This is a genomic window from Streptomyces griseorubiginosus (genome assembly GCF_001514195.1).
In the GTDB taxonomy this organism is placed as follows: domain Bacteria; phylum Actinomycetota; class Actinomycetes; order Streptomycetales; family Streptomycetaceae; genus Streptomyces; species Streptomyces griseorubiginosus.
On sequence record NZ_KQ948734.1, the window covers coordinates 154,462 to 174,681 of the forward strand.

The window sequence follows — 20,220 nt, forward strand, 5'->3', positions numbered from 1 at the left end:
GCACCCCCGCCGCCCTCCCACCCCCGCACCCCTCACCTCAGCTCACCTCACCGGTCGCCCGGCACCACCCGTCCCACCACGTCCCCCAGGCCCACCCGGGCCCCGCCCGGGCCGGGTGCCCACGCCGACAGGGTCACCACGTCCCCGTCCTCCAGGAACGTCCGCTTGCCGTCCGGGAGTTCCAGCACGTCCCGGCCGTTCCAGGTCAGCTCCAGCAGGGAACCCCGCTCGTCCGCCGTGGGCCCGCTCACCGTCCCGGAGCCGTACAGGTCGCCGGTGCGCAGCGACGCCCCGTTCACCGTCATGTGCGCCAGCTGCTGGGCGGCGGTCCAGTACATGGTGGCGAACGGCGGCCGGGACACCTCGTGTCCGTTGATCGCGACGGACATCCGCAGGTCGTAGCCGCCCGGCTCGACCTCGGGGACCGTGTCGTCCAGATAGGGAAGGAGTTCGTGCGTGCGCTCCGGCGGGGCCAACCGTGCCTCCTCCAGCGCGTCCAGCGGGGTGATCCACGCGGACACCGAGGTGGCGAAGGACTTGCCGAGGAACGGGCCGAGGGGGACGTACTCCCAGGCCTGGACGTCCCGCGCCGACCAGTCGTTGAGCAGGCACAGCCCGAAGACGTGCTCGCGGAAGTCGCCGAGCCCGACCGGCCGGCCCAGTGCGGACGGGACGCCGACCACGAAGCCGACCTCCGCCTCGATGTCGAGCTTCACCGACGGCCCGAAGACGGGAGCGGCGTCGGCGGGAGTCTTCCGCTGGCCGGAGGGCCGTACGACATCCGTGCCGGACACCACCACCGTGCCCGAGCGGCCGTGGTAACCGATCGGCAGGTGCTTCCAGTTGGGGGTCAGTGCCTCGCCGTCGGGGCGGAAGATCTGCCCGACGTTGCGGGCGTGGTTCTCGGAGGCGTAGAAGTCGACGTAGTCCGCGACCTCGAACGGCAGGTGCAGTTCGACCGAGGGCAGCGGGTGCAGGAAGTCCGCGATCACCTCCTGGTGGGCCGGCACCGTCACCCATGCCGTCAGCGCCCGCCGTACGTCCGACCAGGCCGTGCGGCCCGCCGCGAGCAGCGGGCCCAGGGTGGGCCGGGCCAGCAGGTCGGCGTACGGGGAGCCCAGCGCGCCGGCCGCCGCGCCCGCGTCCAGGACGTGGTCGCCGAGCCGTACGCCGACGGTCCGTGGCGAGGAGGGGGTGGAGAAGACGCCGTAGGGGAGGTTGTGGGGGCCGAAGGGGTCGCCCTCGGGGACATCGAAGGGGGGCATGGGGTGCTGCCTCACTCTCGAACGCGCGGTGCCGGTGGTCGCGCCACACGTTACGGCGGAGCCACTGTTGGCGGGAGTGTCTGAAGGGTTGGCGATGTGGCCAAAGAGTTGGCAATGTCCCGTTAAGGGACGGTCGGAGTGGACCATTCCGGCTTAGCGTCCTTTGCGAGACACGGACGGGATGGGTGGGGTCGCGTCCGTCGGGGGACGCGTGGGGGGACCGTGGCCAGGAGTTCGAGCAGTGTGCCCTTCGAGGCCGACACCGAAGTACCGGCCTTGATCGTCAAGTTCGGCGACTACCCGCTGCACCACGGCGGCGTGGGCGCCATCCGCAGTCTGGGCCGCCTCGGCGTGCCCATGTACGCGATCACCGAGGACCGTTGGACGCCCGCGGCCGTCTCCCGCTACCTCACCCGCGCCTTCGTCTGGCCGACCACCGGCACCGAGGACCCGGGGCGGCTGGTCGAGGGACTGATCCGGATCGGGCGCCGCATCGGCCGCCCCGCCGTCCTCGTGCCGACCGACGAGGAGGCCGCGGTCCTGATCGCCGAGCACCGCCGGGACCTGTGCGGCCGCTTCCTCTTCCCGGGCGTGGAAGCCGGTCTGCCGCGCCGCCTTGCCAGCAAACAGGGCCTGCACGAGCTGTGCGTGGAGCACGGCATCGCCAGTCCCGAGGCCGCCTTCCCGCAGTCGTACGACGACATCGTGGCCTTCGCCGAGAAGGCCCGCTTCCCCGTGGTGGCCAAGAACCGCGAGGCGTTCGTACGGCGCACGCGGCCCGCGGTGGGCGGCACCACCCGCATCGCCACCCGCGAAGGGCTGCTCGCCCTCGCCCGTGACTGGGGCGAGCGGCCCGGGGTGATCCTCCAGGAGTACCTGCCCCGGGAGGACGCCGAGGACTGGATCGTGCACGCCTACTTCGACGCCGACTCCACCCCGCTGGCCCTGTTCACCGGCGTCAAGGTGCGCTCCTGGCCGCCGCACGCGGGCATGACGGCCAACGCCTACGTCGTCGACAACCCCGAACTCGCGGACCTCGCCGCGCGTTTCGTCAAACAGCTCGGCTACACCGGCATCATCGACCTCGACCTGCGCTTCGACCGGCGCGACGGCCAGTACAAACTCCTCGACTTCAACCCCCGCATGGGCGCCCAGTTCCGGCTCTTCGAGAGCGAGTCGGGGGTGGACGTCGTCCGCGCCATGCACCTGGACCTGACCGGGCGGGCCGTCCCGGAGGGCGAACAGCGGGCCGGACACCGCTATGTCGTGGAGAACATCGACCTGCCCGCCCTGCTGGCCTACCGCCGCAGCGGCTATACGACCCCGCACGCGCCGAAGCGGCCCAGCGGGACCGAACTGGCCTGGCTCGCGGGTGACGACCCGCTGCCGTTCCTCACCATGCTCGGCCGCTTCGTGCGGCCAGGCGCCAAGCACCTCTACCAGCTGTGGCGCACCAACCGCCGCGGCGGCCTGACCAGTTGACCAGCAGCTCCACCACGAAGTGACGAAGTGAACGTCCTGGGGAGGGACTTCGTGATCCATCCGGTAGCAGTCATCGGCGCCGGGCCCTTCGGCCTGTCCACCGCGGCCCATCTGCGGGCGCGCGGCATACCCGTGCGCGTCTTCGGCGACCCCATGGTCAGCTGGCGCGACCACATGCCCGCGGGCATGCTCCTCAAGTCCACCCCGGCCGCCTCCAGCCTGGACGCGCCCCAGCCCGGACACACCCTCGCCGACTACTGCGACGCGGCGGGCATCCCGCGGCTGGTCACGGACGAGGACATCATCCCCGTGGAGACCTTCATCGCCTACGGCCAGTGGTTCCAGCGGCAGCTGGTACCCGGACTGGAGCAGGTGCGGGTGGTCTCCGTGGACCGCAGCGAACAGGGCGGCTTCCAGCTCAAGCTCGACTCCGGGGAGTCCTTCACCGCACGGGCCGTGGTCGTCGCCACCGGGCTGTCGGGCCTGTCCCACCTGCCCCCGGAACTGGCCGCCGCGGCCCCCGACGGCCCCGCCCCCATCGCCCCGCTCTCGCACAGCTCCCAGCACCACGACCTCACCCGGTACGCGGGCAAGGAGCTGATCGTCGTCGGCGCCGGCCAGTCCGCCCTGGAGACCGCCGCCCTCGCCGCGGAGGCCGGCGCGCAGGTCAGGGTGGTCGCCCGCGGACACGGCCGGGTGGCCTTCGGTGCGCCCCCGTGGCGGCAGCCGAGGCTGCGCCCCGAGTCGCCGTTCGGCCGCGCCTGGTCGCTGTGGGCCCTGACCTACTACCCGCACCCCTACCGTCTGCTCCCCGAGAGCACCCGCCACTACCTGGTGCGCCGGGTCCTCGGCCCGCTCGGCGCGTGGTGGCTGCGCGACCGCTTCGAGGGCAAGGTCCAGGTCACCGAGGTGGACCGGATCGTCACCGCGGACGGGACGGAGGGCCACCCGGTGCTGGAGGTCCTCGACCACACCGGCCGCAGGGACCGCCTCGCGGCCGACCACGTCATCGCGGCCACCGGCTACCGCGTCGACATCGCCGCGATGGACTTCCTCGGCCACGAACTGCGCACCGAGCTGGCGGTCAGCCGCGGCACCCCCAGGCTCGGCGCCGGCTACGTCTCCTCCGTACCGGGCCTGTACTTCACCGGCCTCCCGGCGGCGGCCTCCTACGGCCCGGTGATGCGCTTCGTCTGCGGCACCGAGTTCGCCTCACCGCGGCTGGCGGGGCATCTGGCGACACATCACGGCTAGGCCGACGCAAGCCGTCACCGCCACCCGGCGCCCCTCTGGCGGAGGCGGGCCGGGTCGGCGGTCACTGGGCCACGTACGCGCCGTACTGGTCGGCGAGGACGTTCACGGCCGTGGAGCCGCCGTTGTAGAGGTCGACGTACCCGTCCGACCCGACCGGGGGCAGGATCTCGTTCGGAGTCGTCCGTCCGGTGCCGTAGTCCAGGCTCGCCGTTCCCGGCCGGGTGGTGCCGTCGGCCCAGGCGGTCAGGTAGCCGCCCGCGGTGGGGCTGACGGCGGTCAGCACCAGGTCGGCGGCCGTGGTGCCGGAGGACGGGATGCCGTGGACGCCGCCGACCCTGAGCTTCAGCGTCTGGTGCGCCCCGAGCCTGGCGACGCGGCCGCCGGTACCGGTGCCGTCGCGGGTGTCGAGGATCCGGGTGGGCGTGGACGACAGGTAGACCGAGCCGGTGCCGGTGGCATCCGCGTAGCCGAAGACGTCGGTGACCATCTGCACGGAGCCGCTGCTGCTGTTGTGCAGCACGACCTTGCCGTCGACGAGCGGCACCACGGTCAGGTTCGACACCGTCTGTCCCTTGGCCCAGTACGACGTGGTGACGGCCGAGTCCGCCATGCCGTGCGAGGTGACGCCGAGCGACCCGGAGGCCTGGGCGCTCGTCGTCTGGACGTCGAGGACGACGGCCGCCGCACCCGCGGGGACGCCGTGGGTCCCGGCGACGGCGACGGTGATCGACTTCCCGGCCCCCACCGGGCCCGTGACGCCGCCCGTGCCGTTGCGGGTGTCGAGCACCCGGACGGGGGCGACGGGGGTGTAGGAGCGCCCGAACTGGGCGTGGCTGAAGATCCCGGCGGTGACGATCTTCACGCTGACGGAGGCCGCGCTGCCGTTGTAGAGGTACATGTTCCCGGAGGAGTCCGTCCTGACCGTCATGCCGTTCTCGGTGGTCTGGTGCGCGGCGAAGTTCACGGCGGAGACGGACGGCCGCGTCGTGCCGTACGGATACAGGGTCAGGTAGCCGCCCGAGCTGCCGCCGGTGGCCGTGACCCGCAGCGCTGCCGCGTCGACGCCGTTCGTGTCGGTGTGCAGGGTGCTGCTGTCGAGGGTGAGGAGGCCGTGCGCCTTGACGGTGCCCTGGTAGTCGTACTCCGGTGGCGTCAGCGGCGTGTAGGAGTCGGCCGGCCGGAAGGTGGTGGTGGCCGTGGCGGTCCGCCCGAAGATGTCGGTCTGCGTCAGGGTCACCGTGTAGGTGCGGAACGGGACGTCGTAGTCGTAGTCGTGCCCCGCGGCCCCCCGGGTGACGGGCACGTTGTTGTTGCTGCCGTCGCCCCAGGAGACCGTGCGGGAGGCGAGCTCCCAGTTGTCCGAGTGGTCGAACGTGAGGACGGCGCTTCCCGCGTCCACGGTGCCCTGGCCGATCTCCGCGCTCACGGCCGCGGACGTGGCCGGAGGCGTCGCCGTACCGACGGTGACCTTCGCCGTCCGGCTCGCGCTGGACCCGTTGGCGTCGGTGACGGTGACCTTCTCCGCGTAGACGCCGGGGACGGTGTACGTGTGCGTCACGGTCCCCGAGGCGTCCGTGACGGCCGGGCTGCCGTCGCCGAAGTCCACCGTGTACGTCTCCGGCAGACCCCAGGTGCCGGGCCGCGGGCTGCCCGGTGTCACCGACACGCTGAGCGGGCCGATACCACTGGCCGACGTGGGGCCGCTGGGCGGGGGGAACGTGTCCTGCCGCTCGAAGGCGCCGCGGTCGTACGTCGTCCGGGCGCCGGTGCCGGTGTCCGCGACGAGGGGGTCGTCGACCCGGGGCGCGCCGTGCACGTCGGTGGCGAGTTCGCCCGGCGCGTCGGCGTCGGCCGAGTCGATCACCGGGGAGTTCTCGTCCGTGGCGTCCGGGTAGGCGTAGCCGACGTGGTCGAGGTCGTGGGCGCCCTGGCCGGTGGCCGCGGTGAAGGCGGCGACCGCGGTGTACGCGGCGCCGCCCCAGGAGTACTCGGTCCGGCCGCTGTTGACCGCGAGGGCGTTGTAGTCGGCGGTCACGGAAGCCGCCGAGTCGGCGGCGACGGAGAGCGCGGGGGCCGTCGGGGCGGGACAGACGACGCTCCCCCCGAAGCCCGTGAAGACGTTGTTCTCCACCGTCGCGGAGGAGCCGCCGTCGATGGTGAGGCCCGGACCGCACGAGTCGTCGAGGGTGTTGCCCGTCACCTCCGCGGTCGCGGTGCCGCTGACCGCGACCTCGGCATACCGGCTGGTCACGAGCTCATTGGTCGTCACGGTGACGTCGTGCGCGCCGGACGCGACCTGGACGGCGTTCCCGGAGCTGTCGAAGATCTGGTTGCGGGAGACGGTGACGCCGGAGGAGGCGCCGTCGACGGACACCCCGTCGGTCACCGCGGCCGCACCCGAGGAGGCCTGATCGGCGATGTGCAGACGGTCCAGCACCACGTCCTGCGAGCCCTTGACGTCGACGGCGTCGGTCGAGGTGTGGTCCAGCAGAAGGTAGGACACGTGGACGTCGTGCACGCCCGACAGGGTGATCGTTCCGTCCAGGTTCGGCGGCAGGACCAGGTTGGCCGAGGTGTTGACGGGGTCGGTGGAGACGCCCTGGAAGGTGATCGGTGCGGAGGGAGTGCCGGACCGGGTGAGAGTCACCTTCCCGCCCTGAAACGGAGCGCCGACGATGTCGACCGTCTGACCCGGCATCACCACGTCGGCGGCGGCCTGCACGGAGCAGAACGGCATGTCCTGCGTGCCCGGGCCGGTGTCGCTGCACCAGTCGACGCCCTGCACGTACAACGTCCCGGGCTGCCCGGTGTCTGCCGTGGCGGCCGGCGCCCCGACCAGGGCACCTACGACGACCAGCGTGCTCGCGGCCAGGGCGACGAAGCGTGACGAGCCCACGGTTCCCCCAATGGATCAGATGTTCCGGCGCGCAGTCTGGCACCGGCATCACAAAGAGGGGGTTTTGCGCTGCCCTTGATCCGCTCTCCTCTTGAACCTGATTCGGTCAGGACACCCCACGCCCGGCCGGGGCCCACCCCATGAGGTCTCAGCGTCCACGGCCCCGCCCGGCCGCCTGCGTCCCGTGGTGGGACCCCGCCCCTACCCCCGGTACCGCCCCAACGTCCCCAGCCCCGGCAGCTCCCGGTCCTCGAAGTCGAACAGGGCCAGGTTCTCCCACGCGTTGCCCGAGGCCGGGTTCGTCGGGTCCCAGCCGCTGCCCGCGCGGTAGGTCCACAGGCCCTCCCAGTAGCAGTAGCCGAGGCCCTGGCCGTTCGGGACGCCCGCGGCGAGGTCGGCCACCGTGCGCAGCCACGCGGCCTGGCCGGCCGGAGTGGCGGGGAAACCGTCGGTCAGCTGCGAGGGGCTGTTCATGATGTCGTTGACGTCGTCCTCGCTCTCCAGCGTGAACGGGTACGCCGTCTCCGCGATCACGCACGGCTTGCCGTAACGCGCCGTGATGTCGGCCATGTTGGCGGCCGCGTCCGCGAGCGGGCCGTGCCAGAACGGGTAGTACGAGAGCCCGATGACGTCGAAGTCGACGCCGTACGACACGACGTTGTCGAACCACCAGCGGTACAGCCCGTTGTCGCCGCCGTTCGCCAGGTGCAGGATCGTGCGGACGCGCGGGGTGGTGTCGCGGGCCGCCCTCAGACCGGCCTTGAGGAAGGCGGTCATGGCGTCGAAGTGCTCCCAGTTGCCCTCCGGCCAGATGAGCCCGCCGTTCAACTCGTTGCCGATCTGCACGAGTTGGGCGGGCGTGCCCTGCCTGCGCAACGCACCCAGCACATCGGCCGTGTGGTCGTACACCGCCCTGGCCAGCCCCGGCACGTCCAGGCCCGCCCATGCGGCCGGCTTGGTCTGGTGGGCGGGGTCGGCCCAGCTGTCGGAGTAGTGGAAGTCGATCCAGATGCCGACCCCGGCCCGCTTCAACCGCCGTGCCAGCGCCAGGACGTGCGCCTTGTCGTTGTAGCCGTCGGCCGGGTTCACCCACACCTTGAGGCGGGCGTGGGTGACACCGGCCCGCGCGATCAGGCGGACCGGGTCCTCGCGGCGGCCCTCCGCGGTCCGGTACACGGCCCCGTGGTCCTCGTTCTTCGGCAGCGAGGAGATGTCCACACCCCGGATCTCCAGGCAGCCCCGCCGACCGGACGCCGGTGCGGCGGTGGCCGGCGCGGCCCCCAGCACGGGAACGGCCAGCGCGGCGGCTCCGGCAGCGGTGAGCACACTGCGTCTGCGCATGTCAAAGGGTCCTTTCGCGGACGGTCACGGAGACACCGGTGATGCGGGGGCTCCGGTGGCCAGGGGAGAGCCGGGAACAGCCGGGGAGAGCCGGGGCGAGCCGGGGAGACGTCGGGGGCTGGACGAGGAGCAGGACGAGGAGCGGGGCGAGGAGCAGGACGAGGAGCAGGACGTGGAGCGGGGCGAGGGGAGTCGGTGAACCGCCTGACGAACCAGAAAACCCTCATTTTCTGTGATCGTGCACAGCTCCCCTCGCCCCAGTCAGGGGCGAGCAACAAGTAGGTAACCCCACGCACCCGCCATTGACAAGGCCCCGAAACAATTCTCTACTGTGCACGATCACAGAGCCGCGCGGCCCTCGCGCACAGCCTCTCGGACCCGTCCGCAGAACCTCCCCCCACGGCGGTTGCCGCGTACGCGGGATGTCCGGGAACGGCTGGTTCCAAGTCAGGGGAGATGAAGATGTCGATCAACCGCCGCCAGATCAGCAGGCGCAGCATCCTTGCCGGGGCCGCAGCCCTCGGCCTCACCGGCACCCTCGCCGCCTGCGGCGGTTCCGACGACGACTCCGGCGGCAGCGACAGCGGGCCGGTCAAGCTGACCTACTGGTCGTGGGCTCCGAACATGGAGAAGGTCGCCGCGATCTGGAACAAGAAGAACCCCGACATCACGGTCACCGTGTCGAAGCAGGCCAGCGGCGGCGAGATCGTCTCCAAGCTGATCACCGCGAAGAAGGCCGGCAACGCCCCCGACCTCATCCAGGTCGAGTACCAGTCGCTGCCCACCCTGGTCTCCAACGACGTGCTGGCCGACATCACCAAGTACGCCGGTGACACCAAGTCCCAGTTCGCCGAGGGCCTTTGGGGCATGGTCACGCTCGGCACGGACGCGCTCTACGCGATCCCGCAGGACGCCGGGCCGCTGATGTTCTACTACCGCGAGGACCTCTTCAAGAAGCACGGCCTGTCGGTCCCGAAGACCTGGACGGAGTTCGCCGAGACCGCCCGCGCCGCCAGGAAAGCCGTCCCGGACGCCTACCTGACCACCTTCTCCTCCAACGACCCCGGCCTGTTCGCGGGCCTCGCCCAGCAGGCCGGCGGCAAGTGGTGGACCGTCGGCTCCGGCGGCAAGTGGACCGTCGGCATCGACGACGCGGCCACGAAGCAGGTCGCCGAGTTCTGGGGCGGCCTGGTCCAGGAGGGCGTCATCGACAACCAGCCGATGTACACCCCGGCCTGGAACAACGCCCTCAACAAGGGCACCCACCTCGCCTGGGTCTCCGCGGTCTGGGCGCCCGGGGTGCTGGTCTCCTCCGCGCCCGACACCAAGGGCAAGTGGCGCATGGCCCCGCTGCCGCAGTGGAAGTCCGGCGAGAACGTCACCGGCAGCTGGGGCGGTTCCTCCACCGGAGTCTCCACCGACTCCAAGCACGCCGAGGCCGCCGCCAAGTTCGCCACCTGGCTGAACACCGACCCGGAGGCGCTGGCCGCCCTGGTCAAGGAGGTCGCGATCTACCCGGCCGCCACCAAGGGCCAGTCCGGTGACGTGCTGACCACGCCGGAGTTCTTCTCGAACCAGGCGGACTTCTACACCACGGCCGGCCAGATCGCCGCGACCACGGCCGCCGCGGCCTGGGGCCCCAACGTCAACACGGCCTACACCACCTTCCAGGACGCTTTCGGCAAGGCCACCAAGGCCAAGAAGGAGGCCCAGTTCGACTCCGCCCTCGCCACCGTGCAGTCGAAGACGTTCGCCGACATGAAGAAGCAGGGCTTCGAGGTGACCGAGGCATGACCAGCGCGCCGCTCAAGGGCGCCGGCCTCGTCGAGGCCGGCCCCTTGGCGGACGGCACCGGCACCGCCGCCCAGACCGTCCGCCCCAGCCGCCCCCGCCGCCGTGGCCGCAGCGCACCGTACTGGTTCCTGGTGCCCACCCTCACCCTCTTCGCCGCCTTCACCGTGGTGCCCATCGGGTACGCGATCTGGCTGAGCCTGCACAGGGTCCAGGTCAAGGGCATCGGCCTCGGCAAGGGCGCCCGGCAGCAGGTCTGGAACGGCCTCGGCAACTACACCGACGTCCTGAAGGACTCCGAGTTCGGGCACAGCGTCCTGCGGGCCTTCGGCTACGGCCTCATCGTCATCCCGACCATGCTGGGCCTCGCGCTGCTGTTCGCGCTGATGCTGGACACCCCGCGGGCCCGCAGCGCGCCCTTCGCCCGGCTGGCGATCTTCCTGCCGTACGCGGTGCCCGGCATCATCGCCGCCCTGATGTGGGGCTTCCTCTACCTGCCGGACGTCAGTCCCTTCTACTACCTGCTGGACAAGCTCGGCCTCCCGCAGCCCGACCTGTTCGACGGCGGCAACCTCTACCTCTCCTTCGCCAACATCGCGGTCTGGGGCGGCACCGGCTTCAACATGATCGTCATCTACACCGCCCTCAGGGCCATCCCGCCGGACATCTACGAGGCGGCCCGGATCGACGGTGCGTCCGACCTGAAGATCGCCCTGCGGATCAAGGTCCCGATCGTGCTGCCCTCCCTGGTGCTCACCTTCTTCTTCTCGGTGATCGCCACCCTCCAGGTCTTCACCGAGCCGATGGCCCTCAAGCCGCTCACCAACGGGCTGCCCAGCTCGTGGAGCCCCCTGATGGCCATCTACGACAAGGCCTTCCTCCAGTCCGACATCTACGGCGCCTCCGCCACCGCGGTCGTCCTGGCCCTGGCCACGTTCGTCCTCTCCTTCACCCTGCTGCGCATCTCCGACCGCTACACCCGGGAGGACCGGGCATGACCCCGCTCACCCTCACCGCCGGCCCCAAGGGCGGCCGCCGCACCGCCTGGGTGCCCACGCTCGTGCTGCTCCTCGGCGCGCTGTACTGCCTGATCCCGATCGCCTGGGTGGTCGTCGCGGCGACCAAGGACCGGTCGGAGCTCTTCTCCACCTTCACCTTCGCCCCCGGCAGTGGCTTCTTCCGGAACCTGAGCGACCTGACCGCCTACCGGGACGGCATCTTCTGGCGGTGGATGGCCAACTCGGCCTTCTACGCCGGTCTCGGCGCCCTGCTCTCGGCCGCGGTCTCCGCCGCCGGCGGCTACGCGCTGGGCCGGTTCGCCTTCCGGGGCCGCGAGGCCGTCTTCAAGATGATCCTGGCCGGCGTCCTGGTGCCGTCCATCGTGCTCGCCGTACCGCAGTACCTGCTGCTGTCGAAGCTGGGCATGGCCGACTCGTACCTGGCGATGCTGCTGCCGTCGATCCTCTCGCCCTACGGCGTCTACCTGGTCCGCATCTACGCGGCCGCGTCGGTGCCCGCCGAGCTGATGGAGGCGGCCCGCATGGACGGCGCGAGCGAGTGGCGGATCTTCTCGCGGATCGCCGTACCGATGATGATGCCGGGCCTGATCACGGTGTTCCTCTTCCAGTTCGTCGGCATCTGGAACAACTTCCTGCTGCCGTACGTGATGCTCGCCGACGACGAGAAGTTCCCGATCACCCTCGGCCTCTACACGCTGCTCGCCCAGGGCGCCTCGCAGCCGGCCCTCTACACCCTGGTCATCACCGGCTGTCTGCTCGCGGTCCTGCCGTTGATCGGGCTCTTCCTGGTGATCCAGCGGTTCTGGTCCCTGGACCTGCTGAGCGGCTCGGTCAAGGCCTGAACACCCCTGCTGAAGTCTCTAGTTGACGAGGACCATGACCACGAGTGCGAACGGGCGCCGCAGGCCCCCCACCATCCACGACGTCGCCCGGGAGGCGGGCGTGTCGCGGGGCACCGTCTCCCGCTTCCTGAACGGCGGCCACTACGTCTCGCCCGCCGCCGGGCGGGCCGTGGAGTCCGCCATCAGGAAGACCGGGTACGTGGTCAACCGGCATGCCCGCAGCCTCAGTACGGGCCGCTCCGACTCGGTGGCGTTCCTGCTGACGGAACCGCAGGAGAAGTTCTTCGAGGACCCCAACTTCAACGTCCTGCTGCGGGGGTGCACCGAGCGGCTCGCCCAGCACGACATCCCGCTGCTGCTCATGCTCGCCGAGAGCGACGACGACCGGCGGCGCCTGACCCGGTACATCACCTCCGGCCACGTCGACGGGGTGCTGCTGCTGTCCAACCACAGCGGTGACCCGGTCGCCGCCGAACTCCACGACGCCGGGATCCCGTTGGTGGTGTGCGGCAAGCCGATCGGGCGGGGGACCAAGGTGAGCTACGTGGCCGCCGCCGACCGGGAGGGCGCCCAGGAGATGGTCCGGCATCTCCTCGCGGGCGGCCGTCGGCGCGTCGGCATGGTCACCGGGCCGCTGGACATGCCGGGCGGGCCGGACCGGCTCGCCGGCTACCGGGACGTGCTCGCCGAGGCGGGCCTGCCCTACGACCCGGCGCTCGTGGTGGAGGGCGACTTCCGCCGCAGCGGCGGCGAACGCGCTGCCCGGCGCCTGCTGTCCCAGGCGCCCGACATGGACGCCGTGTTCGTCGCCTCCGACCTCATGGCCCTGGGCGTGGTCAACGTCCTTCAGCAGTCGGGTCGTTCGGTGCCCGACGACATCGCTGTCGGCGGCTTCGACGACTCACCGGCGGCCACCGCCATCGCCCCCGCCCTCACCACCATGCGCCAGCCCTTCGACCGCATCAGCACCGAGATGGTCCGCATGCTCCTGGCCCAGATCGCCGGCGAGGACCCGGCAGGCATCATCCTCCCGACGGAACTGGTGGTGCGGGACTCGGCGTAGCGCTCCGCGGGCAGGGGAGGGCTGCGTGGGGTCCGCGGGATGGGCAGGCGGGGGAGCTCACCGGTCCCTGCGCCACGGGGCCCGTTGGATGAGGCAAGCGGGGTTGCGCCCGTCACCGTGGCGCGGTGCGCGTCGCCGTGAGGCAGGGGTTGCGCCGGTCGCCGTGGCGCGGTGCGCGTCGCCGTGAGGCAGGGGTTGCGCCGGTCGCCGTGGCGCGGGACGCGTCGGTACGGGGCAGGCTGGGCGCGCCCGTCCCCCCACCCCAACCGCGGCCCAGCGCGGCCGCCTTGTCGCGGACGGGCAGCCGGGGCGGCGGGCGCCATCGGGTGCATCGGCAGAAGGCGGGCGGGGTCGCGACCGGTCACCGCGGCGCGGAGCTCCCCGCACTGCCCGCCCCCACTCGTTCGCCGCCTCAACGGGCCCGAACCGCACCGAACATGCCCCGCCCCGCCCGCACACCGGGGCGCGGCGCACGGTGGCGGTGCGCAGCACACCGCCGCACCCCCAGAACCGGAACTGCCGTCAACAGATGTGAAAGCGGCAGCCGTCCGGTTCGCGTCGAGTCGGAGGGGCCAACCATCCGTATTCTCTGATCATGGCCGCCTCCCCCGCATATTCACTCATCGCCACCGACCTGGACGGCACGCTGCTCCGCGCCGACGACACCCTCTCCGACCGGTCGTTGGCCGTGCTCGCGAGGGTGGCGGAGGGCGGGGCCCAGCACCTCGTCGTGACCGGACGGCCGGCGCCCAGAGTGCGGCCGCTCCTCGACGACCTCGGCAGCACGGGGCTCGCGGTGTGCGGACAGGGCGCCCAGGTGTACGACGCCGGCGCGGACCGTCTGCTCTGGTCGGTGACCCTGGACCGGGAGCTGGCGGAGACCGCGCTGGGGAAGATCGAGGCCGAGGTCGGGCTGGTGTACGCGGCGGTGGACCAGGACGGTGTCGACGGGCTCACCCTCATCGAACCGGGCTATCTGATGCCCCACCCGACCCTGCCCGCCGTACGGGTCGGCCGGCGCGACGACCTGTGGTGCGAGCCGATCAGCAAGGTTCTGCTGCGCCACCCGTACCTGTCCGACGACGAGTTGGCGGTCACGGCCCGCTCGGTGGTCGGTTCGCTGGCCACCGTCACCATGTCCGGACCCGGCACCGTCGAACTCCAGCCATGCGGCATCACCAAGGCGACCGGCCTCGCACTGGCCGCCGAACACCTGGGCCTGGGCCCCGAGATGACGATCGCCTTCGGGGACATGCCCAACGACATCCCCATGTTCGACTGGGCGGCCCACGGCGTCGCGATGGCCAACGCGCACCCCGAACTCAAGGCCGTGGCCGACGAGGTGACCCTGTCGAACGAGGACGACGGCATCGCCGTCGTCCTCGAAAGACTGTTCAGCCAGGCGTAGTTCCCGGCAGGCGCCGTGCCTGGTACGCGTCCTAGTACGCGCCGAACACGTTGTCGATGGACCCGTACCGCGCCGCCGCGTAGTTGCAGGCCGCGGTGATGTTCGCGACCGGGTCGTACGGGTCCCACGAGGTGTTGGCCACGTGGTACGCGTTGAACGTCGGGTCGATCACCTGGAGCAGGCCCTTGGAGGGCGTGCCGGCGGCCGCGTTGGAGTCCCAGAGGTTGATGGCGTAGGGGTTGCCGGAGGACTCGCGGATGACGTTGCGGTAGATGCCGTCGTAGGAGCCGGGGATCCCGTGCTCCGCCATGACGGCGAGGGAGGCGCGGATCCAGCCGTCGAGGTTGTTGGCGTACCCGAGGGTGGTCGCGGTCTGCACGGTCGGGGTGGCCGCGGACGCGGTGGTCGCGCCGACGAGCGGGAGCGCGAGGACGGCGACCCCGGTTCCGGCGATCGCGAGCTTGCGGACGAGTCGGTTGGTGCGGGAAGCGCGGTGCTGAGCGGCAGCGGACATGGCGAAGTTCCTCTCCGTCGCCTGCGAGGTGAGCTGTCGGGTTCGGGCGGGGAGTTGCCCGGCCATGCCCGCAAAAGGCATGACTTCACCCCAAGCCGTACCGGTATGTCCGAAGACGCCCGGTCCGGCGACTTACCTGGGTCCCCCGCTCCTGCCGTGGTTCTCGGTGGGTGTACGGGCGGTGGCAGGATTCGGCGTCCGCCCGACAGGCCGGGAACGTATGCGAGAGCACATGTCCGGAACAAGTGGCGAATTCACATGCAATGCCTATTGACCTTGGTCGGGGGCATTTGGGGCACTTGATCCTTTGCGGTAGCAAGCCTCAACTTGCGCACGGGAAAAGGCGGATTGAGGTATTCCGGATATCTGCCGGTCCGTCAGCCGGAGTGAGTCAAGTCACGCCTGTGCGCAAGACGCCCAAAACGGGCAAGAGGCCCAACTCGGAGTCAACCGGCCGTCCGTGGGATCCGCTTCTCCCACGTCCGGTGGAAGACCACCTCGCCGCCCTCGGTACAGATCACCTCGTTCGAGGTGTGGAAGTCGCTGCCGTCGCAGCTGATCTCCGAGCGGGTGCGCACGGTGGTGTCCCAGGCGAGGTCCGGCCGGTGCAGCCGGATCGACCAGTCCGAGCGGGTGCGCGCCGACAGGGGGTCCTGCTCGTCGATCGTGTACGTCTCCCGCACGTCCTCGGTGCACTCCAGCCCGTCGGGGTACACGCGCGTGCCGCCGTACCGGGGATCGACCTCCAGACGCCACTCGCCCTTGGCCACGTCCCGCACCACCAGGCGCTCGGGACGGGGCTCGTCCAGGGTCACGGGACTCCACCCGTCGGCGGCCACGCCACGGTCCACCCCGAGCGGCAGGGCCGGCTCCGGCATCTCGGCCGCACCGTCCGGGAGCGCGGGGTTCGCGGACGCGACGCCCGAGACCGCAACGCCCGAGACCGGGATGCCCGAGAGCGAGGGGTCCGAGAACGAGGGGGCCGAGAACGAGGAGTCCGAGAACGCGGAGTCCGAAGCGGCGAGATCCGAGAACGCGAGGTCCGCCGCACGCCCCCGCACCGGCAGTTCGAGGAAGCTGCCCGCCGGGTCCAGCGTGAAACCGGCCCGCGACTCGGGCTGCGGCCAGATCCACGGCCAGTACGCCGAGGACACGGCGAGCCGGATGCGATGGCCGGGCCGGAAGGCGTGCCCGACGCCGTTCAGCTCCAAGGCGACCTCCTGCGTGGCCCCCGGCTCCCAGGGCACCGCCCGGTCCCGGCCGAGGCGCGCGGAGAGGTTGAGCGCGCCCCGGGTCACCAGGGTCGACGAGCCGTCCGGGGCTACATCGCACAGCCGAGCGACGACCTGCCCGCGCGCCACCTCCGAGGTCACCCTGAGCCGCACCCGCGGCCGCCCCAGCACCCATGTCTCCTCGCCCACCGCGAACTCGAAGCAGGCCGAGCGGGCGTCCTCCTCCCGCTGGTCCGGCGGCAGATCGGCGTCGTTCCCGAGCGGGACGAACCGGCCGGCGTCCACCCCCGTGTGCTGGGGCGAACGGACCAGCACGGCGGGGCCCTGGAGGCCGTACGACACCGTCGTGACGTGGGGGGAGGGCCAGGCGGGCTCGCCGACCCAGCGGCCGGGCAGGGTGCCGTGGGCCGTCGCCGGGGGGTGGGAGTCGCTGACGTGGGCGCGCAGCAGGGGCTCGCGCATCACGCCGGTGTCGACCCCCTTGAGGTGCTGGTCCCACCAGCGCAGGGTCTCCCGGAGGAAGCCGCTCGCCGGGCCCGGCGGACCCTGGTCCGGGTCCGGGTGGGACCAGGGGCCGATGATCCCGCGGACCCGGTCGGCGGGCAGGTGCTCGACCAGCCGGAGGACGGTGTCGCGGTACGGGTCGTGCCATCCGCCCACCGCCAGGACGGCCGCGTCGATCGCGCCGTAGTCCTCGCGGACGCTGCCCCGGCGCCAGTACGTGTCGCGGGTCTGGTGGGCGAGCCAGGTGTGCAGGGGCGGCTCCACGGCCTCCAGGCGCCCGAGCCACATGTCGCGCCAGGCGTCGCCGACGTGGAGCGGGTCCGGCGGCCGGCACGTGAGCGCGAGCGTGGCCGCCGCCCACGCGTGCGTGTCCACCGCGAGGACGGAACCGCCCAGGTAGTGCACGTCGTTGTCGTAGCGGTCGTCGGTGCCGCAGACCGTGACGACCGCCTGGAGCGGCCCGGGTGCGAGGGCCGCGATCCGCAGGGAGCCGAAGCCGCCCCCGGAGCTGCCGATCATGCCGACCCGGCCGTCGCACCAGGGCTGCGCGGCCAGCCAGTCGATCACCGCGACCCCGTCGGCGGGCTCGGCCGCCCCGTACGGCTCGCCCGGCACACCCTCGCTGTCGCCGTGCCCGCGCGCGTCCACCCGGACGGAGGCGTAGCCGTGGGCGGCGTACCAGGGGTGGCGGCGGCCGTCGCGGGCCGCGGTCCGGCCGGTGAGGCGGTCCGGCAGGAATTCCAGGATCGCGGGTACCGGTTCGGGAGTGAGCGGCCGCCACACGCGCGCGTACAGCAGCGTCCCGTCCGGCATCGGGACACGGACGTCCTCGTGGACCGTCTCGTGTGTCAACGCACTGGGCGCACGGTGCGGCGCAGCTGGGACACAGTCGGTTACTTCCCTACAAGTCGATGGATATCCGTTCTTTTCAGGTGATCAAAAACATACCGGTCGTGATCCGATACCGCCTGGCATGGACGGGGCGGGCGCTATCGGTGATCCAAAGGTGACCGGATACGCTGACTTGAGTGATGGCAGCGCCTTATCGACATTCCGCTTGACCGCCAGAAGACACCAGCAGACAGGAGACCCCTCGTGACCGTCGTCGGGCCGTTCGGGCTGAGCGTGCGGGACCAGGCTCTGGAAGCCGATGTCCAGGCCGGAATGACGGCTGTCGAGGAGGGACTGCTCGAAGCCACCAAGAGCGAGGTCCCCTTCATCACGGAGGCCGCCCAGCACCTGGTGCGCGCGGGCGGAAAGCGGTTCCGGCCGCTCCTCGTGATGCTCGCCGCCCAGTTCGGCGACCCGTACGCACCCGGCGTGGTGCCGTCCGCCGTGGTGGTGGAGCTGACGCACCTCGCCACGCTGTACCACGACGACGTGATGGACGAGGCCGCGGTGCGCCGCGGCGTGGACAGCGCCAACACCCGCTGGGGCAACTCGGTGGCCGTGCTGACCGGCGACTTCCTGTTCGCCCGGGCCTCGCACATCCTGGCCGACCTCGGCCCCGAGGCGGTCCGGGTGCAGGCCGAGGCGTTCGAACGCCTGGTCACCGGCCAGATCCTGGAGACCGCGGGGCCCATGGACGGCCGTGACCCGGTCGAGCACTACCTCGACGTGCTCGGCGGCAAGACCGGCTCGCTGGTCGCGGTCTCGTGCCGCTTCGGCGCGATGATGTCCGGCGCCGACGAGCGGGTCGTCGACGTCCTGACCCAGTACGGCGAGCGCCTCGGCGTCGCCTTCCAGCTCGCCGACGACGTCCTGGACATCGCCTCCGACTCCCACGAGTCCGGCAAGACCCCGGGCACCGACCTGCGCGAGGGCATCCCCACCATGCCGGTGCTGCGGCTGCGCGAGCGGGCCGCCCGCCTCGGGCTCGCCGAGGACATCGCCCTGTGCGAGCTCCTGGATTCCGACCTCACCGACGACGCCCGGCACGCCGAGGCGCTGGCCGCGCTGCGCGCCCACCCCGCCCTCGAACAGGCCCGCCGGGACACCGTGCAGTACGCCCAGGACGCGCGCGCGGCCCTGGCCCCGCTGCGGGAGTGCGACGCGAAGGCGGCCCTGATGGAGCTGTGCGACGCGGTGGTCCACCGCGCCGGCTGACCGTGCCCGGAACGGGCGCCCCCTACGGGTTCCGTAGGGGGCGTTCGCCCGTCGTGTCATACCCCAGGTGTACGCGGAGTTGGCTCCGTGGTCTGACGCATGTTCATGGCCGATTTGGTCAGATGGACACCACGGAAAACACCACTCCTCACCGATTCGGGTGAGAATGGCGGCTACGGGTGGACGTACGGGAGTTGACAGCCGCCGCCGACGACGGAGGTAAGGCACACATGGCACCGAACGCATCCGACGACAGCGCTACCGCCGCGGACGCCGAGGAACTGCGCGCGGCGCGCCGGCGCAAGGCCGCGCGCTACGTCGTCCCGGCCACGGTGGTGGGAGTCGCGGCGGCGACCATCGGGCTCGTCCCGGCGCTCGCCGACTCCGGCGACCCCGACCTGCCGAAGATCAGCGCACAGGAACTCGTCGAGAAGATCGCCGCGTCGGACGTCCAGCAGCTGTCCGGCACCGTGAAGATCACCACCGATCTCGGCCTGCCGGACCTCGGCGGCCTGGCGAACTCGCTGGGCTCCGCCGCCGGCCCCTCGGGCTCGGGCGACGGCTCCTCCGCCGACCCCTCGGCCAAGCTCACCGAGCTCGCCTCCGGCACCCACACCCTGCGCGTCGCGGCCGACGGCGAGAACAAGCAGAAGGTCTCGCTGCTCGAGGACGCGGCCGAGTACAGCCTCATCCACAACGGCAAGGACGTCTGGGGCTACGACAGCAAGTCCAACTCGGTCTTCCACACCACCGCCTCCGAGCGGGACGGGAAGCAGAAGGACGACGAGCTCCCGGCCACCCCCAAGGACCTCGCCGAGGACGCCCTCAAGGCCGCCGACAAGACCACCTCGATCACCGTCGAGGGCACCGCCCAGGTCGCGGGCCGGGACGCCTACCGCCTGGTCATCAAGCCCAAGGACGAAAACACGACGGTCGGTCAGATCACCGTCGCGGTCGACGCGAAGACCGGCCTGCCCCTGAAGTTCACCCTCACCCCGGCGAGCGGCGGAGCGGCCGTCGTGGACGCCGGATTCACCCAGGTCAGCTTCGCCAGGCCGGCCGCCTCCACCTTCGACTTCACCCCGCCCAAGGGCGCGAAGGTCGAGGAGGGGGACGCGGGGGACGCGTCGAAGGCGCCCGGACACGCGGAGGACTTCGGCAAGGAGCAGCGCAAGCACCTGGACAAGGGTTCCGCCGAGCTCGGCAAGAACGGCCCCGAGGGCCTGAACGTCATCGGGGACGGCTGGGACTCCATCGCCACCTTCGACACCGGCGGCAAGGGCGTCCCGTCCGGCTCCGAGGTCGGCGGTGACGCGGGCAGCTTCCTGGACTCGCTCGGCGACAAGGTCTCCGGCAAGTTCGGCCAGGGCACCGTCTTCAAGACCCGCCTGATCAACGCCCTGATCACCGACGACGGCAAGGTCTACGTCGGCGCGGTCACCAAGGACGCCCTGGTGAAGGCGGCCGACGCGGGGAAGTAGTCCCCAGGAGCACGACGAATCG

Annotated in this window: 15 protein-coding genes and 1 riboswitch; of the genes, 10 read left to right on the forward strand and 5 right to left on the reverse strand. The window is 71.5% G+C overall.

Features of this window, described 5'->3' with window-relative positions; genetic code table 11:
* Positions 1–47 precede the first annotated feature (47 nt).
* Positions 48–1,265: a fumarylacetoacetase gene (fahA, locus tag AQJ54_RS00750; RefSeq protein WP_062232835.1), complete on the reverse strand. Its 1,218-nt coding sequence runs from the start codon at positions 1,263–1,265 to the stop codon at positions 48–50.
* A gap of 243 nt (positions 1,266–1,508) precedes the next feature.
* On the opposite strand from fahA, the gene AQJ54_RS00755 reads away from it, so the two are divergent.
* Both AQJ54_RS00755 and AQJ54_RS00760 read left to right on the forward strand, forming a co-directional pair.
* Positions 1,509–2,747, forward strand: a complete 1,239-nt coding sequence (locus tag AQJ54_RS00755; protein WP_062232838.1) for a carboxylate--amine ligase — start codon at positions 1,509–1,511, stop codon at positions 2,745–2,747.
* Positions 2,748–2,798: 51 nt separating this feature from the next.
* On the forward strand, positions 2,799–4,001 hold the full coding sequence (locus AQJ54_RS00760; protein ID WP_062234775.1) for an FAD-dependent oxidoreductase: 1,203 nt from the start codon (positions 2,799–2,801) through the stop codon (positions 3,999–4,001).
* Positions 4,002–4,062: 61 nt separating this feature from the next.
* On the opposite strand, the gene AQJ54_RS00765 is transcribed toward AQJ54_RS00760, so the two are convergent.
* Together AQJ54_RS00765 and AQJ54_RS00770 are read right to left on the reverse strand one after the other, a co-directional pair.
* Positions 4,063–6,897 (reverse strand): PKD domain-containing protein, encoded by a 2,835-nt coding sequence (locus tag AQJ54_RS00765; RefSeq protein ID WP_062232841.1) that lies wholly within the window; start codon positions 6,895–6,897, stop codon positions 4,063–4,065.
* Positions 6,898–7,098: 201 nt separating this feature from the next.
* Positions 7,099–8,238, reverse strand: a complete 1,140-nt coding sequence (locus tag AQJ54_RS00770) for a glycoside hydrolase family 53 protein (protein ID WP_062232843.1) — start codon at positions 8,236–8,238, stop codon at positions 7,099–7,101.
* Here AQJ54_RS00770 and AQJ54_RS45535 point away from each other — a divergent pair.
* The 6 genes from AQJ54_RS45535 to AQJ54_RS00795 all read left to right on the forward strand — a co-directional run bounded on the left by AQJ54_RS45535 (position 8,237) and on the right by AQJ54_RS00795 (position 14,361).
* The gene (locus tag AQJ54_RS45535) at positions 8,237–8,437 is read left to right on the forward strand and encodes a hypothetical protein (RefSeq protein ID WP_159055493.1); all 201 of its coding nucleotides are present in this window, start codon (positions 8,237–8,239) and stop codon (positions 8,435–8,437) included. The two genes, AQJ54_RS00770 and AQJ54_RS45535, sit on opposite strands and share 2 nt — an antisense overlap.
* Before the next feature lie 257 nt (positions 8,438–8,694).
* Positions 8,695–10,032 carry an ABC transporter substrate-binding protein gene (locus AQJ54_RS00775; protein ID WP_062232846.1) on the forward strand — a complete coding sequence of 446 codons (1,338 nt, stop codon included), beginning with the start codon at positions 8,695–8,697 and terminating at the stop codon, positions 10,030–10,032.
* Positions 10,029–11,027, forward strand: a complete 999-nt coding sequence (locus AQJ54_RS00780) for a carbohydrate ABC transporter permease (RefSeq protein ID WP_062232848.1) — start codon at positions 10,029–10,031, stop codon at positions 11,025–11,027. The genes AQJ54_RS00775 and AQJ54_RS00780 overlap by 4 nt, the downstream gene beginning before the upstream one ends.
* Positions 11,024–11,890 (forward strand): carbohydrate ABC transporter permease, encoded by an 867-nt coding sequence (locus tag AQJ54_RS00785; RefSeq protein WP_062232851.1) that lies wholly within the window; start codon positions 11,024–11,026, stop codon positions 11,888–11,890. Before AQJ54_RS00780 ends, AQJ54_RS00785 begins: the two co-directional genes overlap by 4 nt.
* Before the next feature lie 34 nt (positions 11,891–11,924).
* Positions 11,925–12,953 carry a LacI family DNA-binding transcriptional regulator gene (locus AQJ54_RS00790; protein ID WP_062232853.1) on the forward strand — a complete coding sequence of 343 codons (1,029 nt, stop codon included), beginning with the start codon at positions 11,925–11,927 and terminating at the stop codon, positions 12,951–12,953.
* A 595-nt stretch (positions 12,954–13,548) separates the two neighbouring features.
* Positions 13,549–14,361, forward strand: a complete 813-nt coding sequence (locus AQJ54_RS00795; protein WP_062232857.1) for a Cof-type HAD-IIB family hydrolase — start codon at positions 13,549–13,551, stop codon at positions 14,359–14,361.
* Positions 14,362–14,392: 31 nt separating this feature from the next.
* On the opposite strand, the gene AQJ54_RS00800 is transcribed toward AQJ54_RS00795, so the two are convergent.
* Positions 14,393–14,875: a transglycosylase SLT domain-containing protein gene (locus tag AQJ54_RS00800; RefSeq protein ID WP_062232859.1), complete on the reverse strand. Its 483-nt coding sequence runs from the start codon at positions 14,873–14,875 to the stop codon at positions 14,393–14,395.
* Between the two features lie 3 nt (positions 14,876–14,878).
* A riboswitch (cyclic di-AMP (ydaO/yuaA leader) is annotated at positions 14,879–15,054 on the reverse strand.
* Between the two features lie 267 nt (positions 15,055–15,321).
* On the reverse strand, positions 15,322–17,424 hold the full coding sequence (locus AQJ54_RS00805) for a CocE/NonD family hydrolase (RefSeq protein WP_062232862.1): 2,103 nt from the start codon (positions 17,422–17,424) through the stop codon (positions 15,322–15,324).
* 282 nt (positions 17,425–17,706) lie between these two features.
* On the opposite strand from AQJ54_RS00805, the gene AQJ54_RS00810 reads away from it, so the two are divergent.
* Complete coding sequence (locus AQJ54_RS00810; protein WP_030322013.1) at positions 17,707–18,717, forward strand: polyprenyl synthetase family protein; 1,011 nt, start codon at positions 17,707–17,709, stop codon at positions 18,715–18,717.
* A gap of 230 nt (positions 18,718–18,947) precedes the next feature.
* The gene (locus AQJ54_RS00815) at positions 18,948–20,198 is read left to right on the forward strand and encodes a LolA family protein (protein WP_062232864.1); all 1,251 of its coding nucleotides are present in this window, start codon (positions 18,948–18,950) and stop codon (positions 20,196–20,198) included.
* The last annotated feature ends 22 nt before the right edge of the window (positions 20,199–20,220 follow it).